The following is a 3,267-nucleotide window of genomic DNA, read 5'->3' on the forward strand; positions in this document are numbered from 1 at the left end:
CGGCGCCGTGGATCATCGGCATCCGCATAAGACCGTCGAACAGCGTTGCATGTTGCTCGGTTCGGCGGCTGCTCGTCACGACCCCTTTCGTTTCCGACTTTCGGAGATGCCCATGAAAGCCGTGCTGGCCTCCTGGCAGTTCTGGGCGTTGTTCTCGGCGGCATTTGCCGCGCTGACGGCGATCTTTGCCAAGATCGGGATAGAGAACATCAACTCGGACTTCGCCACCTTCATCCGTACGGTGGTGATCCTGTGCGTCCTCGGCGCGCTTTTGGCCGGCACGGGCCAATGGCAACCACTCGATTCAGTTTCGGGACGAACATACCTGTTTCTTGTCCTATCGGGGCTCGCCACCGGTGGATCGTGGCTCTGTTACTTCCGCGCCCTGAAGCTCGGGGATGCCGCCCGCGTGGCGCCCATCGACAAGTTGAGCGTCGTCCTGGTGGCGGTCTTCGCGACCATCTTCCTCGGAGAACGCCTGACCGTCCCCAACTGGTTGGGCGTCGGTCTGATAGCGGCCGGCACGATCCTGGTCGCCTACAGGAGCTGAAGGCTGGCCGCGTGCCCTTTCGCCCGGAGGCGTACGCAGGATAGCGCCCGGGACGCCGCGACCAGCACGGGCGTTGGCCGATCGCCATCGAGCACTCTCTGCATTCGTTCCTGCGCCCAACGTCCAGACCCTTGACGCTCGCCGTCCAAGAACACGGCTGGCGGCGCCTAGGCCGCGTCCCTCTTCCGCCCGGCAGGCGACTTGCGTCGGCGCGCTCGATGGACGGCCGGGGCCACGCCGCCGTTCCTGGCGTAGCGCGAGCGCCTGGGTGACGGGCCCTGCCACTGCGCCGAACCCCGGAGCATATTGGCCAAGCGCCCGACATCCAAGTCATCGAGAAGCTCAGGGAAGCGCAGCGCCCATAGCTCCAGCAACCGGTCCCAACTTCCGCTGCGGACCAGCCGGCGCACGGAATTCGTGAGGTTCCGTTCGTCACCGAACCGCTCCGGCATCCTGCGCCATGAGAGGCCGGTCCGCAGCGCCAGGATCACCGCCTCCAGAAGCAGCCGGCCGGGAATGCCCGGGGTGCCCTTGAACGAGATCTCGATGGACGAATGCAACAGCGGCTTCGAGGCCAGCCATTGCTCGTCGGTGAGCGCATCCTGGCCATTCAGGGCGTGGAAGCGTGCGGCCGGCCCCCTGCGCTTGCGCCAATCATCACCGCCAACCTTCCAGCGCGCCCGCGCGGCCTCGACCGGACCGAGGTCCAGTCCGGCCACGAAGGAAGGGTCCGCCTCGCGAAGGAGGTCAATCAGGATCTGGTCCCCTGCGGCATAGACGAACCGCGAGAGTGCACGCCGCATCTCCAGCGCGTCGCCGAACGCCGCCGACAGCAAAGGCAGGCCCGTCCGGAGCCGGAGCAGGAGGGCGTCGACCAGAGCCCGCGTCGGGATGTGGCGCGAGTCATTCCTGTGGCCCGTGACGTCCGGGAGGTGCTTGGCGACGAGGGCCCAACGCGCGTCGTCGATCCGATAACCTCCGGTTGCCATAAGCCGCTGGGCGTCTTCGCGAAGGCGGACATGGCGTCCCATCGGCTGCTCGACATCGACATGGATCACGTCCAAGCTAACACCGGGCGAGCCGCAGCTCCCGTCCTCCTGTAGGAACGCCAAGAAGTCCAGGTGGATGGCCAGGCCCAAGGTCCCCGCCGGCCGGCCATCCCGTATGACCACCACCTGCTGGACGAGGCGGGCAAGGGCGGCGGAGACCTTCGCAACCGCCTCCGTCAAGGCCCTGAATGGCACCCGCTCGATAAGGTGATCCAACGTGGCGGAAAGTGTTCGAAGCCTCTCACCGGCTTCGTCCACCTCGGGCAGTTCGGCGAGGCCCGCCGAACGGGCCTGAAGGTCTGCGAGCTCCCCCGTCAGCCGGCTCCTCTCCTCGGACAACAGGTCGGATGGATAGGTCGATTCAAGCTCCTTGACGAGCGCCCGGCGAAGCTGTTCGCGGGTGACCGCAATCTTACGCGCAACATCCGCACGGGCGGCGCGGCGGGCGGCGGAGGCCTCACGTAGCGAGCGGTCGACGGCAGCCGCGAAATCCTCCTCGCCGACGAAGGACCGCAGCTTGCCGCAAACGGCGGTGAGGACGGCGCGCTCCACGGTCTCGTGCATAACGGAGTGACGCCTCGCCGGGCAGCAGCCCCCGTCCGACCAGACGTTGCAGGTTAGCTGTCGACCACCCAAGGTGAACCGCTGGCCTTCGACCCCGGCGCAGTCGCACGTCGCCTTTCCGGCCAAGAAGTGGCTGTGCTCGAACTTCTGCTTCCCCCGGGGGCGTCGCTTCTCGTTGACAGCGAAAAACAGATCGTCTGGCACAATTCGAAGGTGATCGAAGTAGTTGCGGGTCATCTCGCTCGGATGCCGACGCTGGACGGTGACCTTCCCCGATTTGCGGTCGAACGTATTCAAGGTAAATGGATAGTACCATCTACCCGTATAGGCCAACTGGCCCAAAACGTTCGCAACGGTCGATTTCGTCCATCTGCAATCCTTCGTCGGTCCTGCAACCCCGCGTTCCTTCATGATCCGGCCGATGCTTCGGTAGGAAATTCCCGCGGCTGCCATTTCAAAGATTGAAAATATGGTCTTCTCTTCCTCGGGGTGACGCACGAGGAAGCCCCTTTCTTCGCCGTACCGATATCCGAAGAACGCACCGGAATGGGCGCCGCCCTGGGCAGCGTGCTGGAACCTGCCCATGCCCATGATCAGGGTGCGACGGTCCCGATCCGCCTCGGCCTTGAGTGCCGCTTCGATGACCTCCTTCTTGTTCAGTGCCTTGAAGTCGCCGGCGCTATGAAATTCCACGCCAAGCTCATTCAATTCCTCGCATACTTCGACCGCATCGTAAGTTTCGCGGGACCACCGGTCAAAGTCCTCAACCATGATGACTTTTATCTTGCCAGACCGACAGTCTTCGAGCAAACGCTGCAGGCTTTCACGATCACGCATTGATCGGGCACTTCGAGCAGGGTCGTCATACAGCACGTAAATCGCGTAACCAAGCTTCCTCATGTAAGCGGTTACAACCTTGACCTGACGCTCGATGCTCATCTCCTTCTGCTTATTAGACGAGTAGCGAGCGTAGAGGCCCACGGGCACAAGCTTGTCCGGTGGGCCGAAGCCGTCACGGCGTTCGACATCCAGGTTCCGTCGAAGGGCCAACCGGTCCAGAGGGCACAATGCCGTCGTATCGACCACCTGCCGCAGATCCACGGC

Annotated in this window: 2 protein-coding genes; one reads left to right on the forward strand and one right to left on the reverse strand. The window is 63.9% G+C overall.

Translation table 11 applies throughout. The features are described from left to right. Positions 1-112: 112 nt before the first annotated feature. Positions 113-550: an EamA family transporter gene (locus MFF42_RS25550; RefSeq protein ID WP_003596796.1), complete on the forward strand. Its 438-nt coding sequence runs from the start codon at positions 113-115 to the stop codon at positions 548-550. Positions 551-717: 167 nt separating this feature from the next. Here the strand turns inward: MFF42_RS25550 and MFF42_RS25555 are convergent. Next, positions 718-3,267: recombinase family protein (locus MFF42_RS25555; RefSeq protein ID WP_238258772.1), on the reverse strand; the 2,550-nt coding region annotated here is incomplete at its 5' end.

Origin of the sequence: Methylorubrum podarium (assembly GCF_022179745.1) — a bacterium.
Classification (GTDB): domain Bacteria; phylum Pseudomonadota; class Alphaproteobacteria; order Rhizobiales; family Beijerinckiaceae; genus Methylobacterium; species Methylobacterium podarium.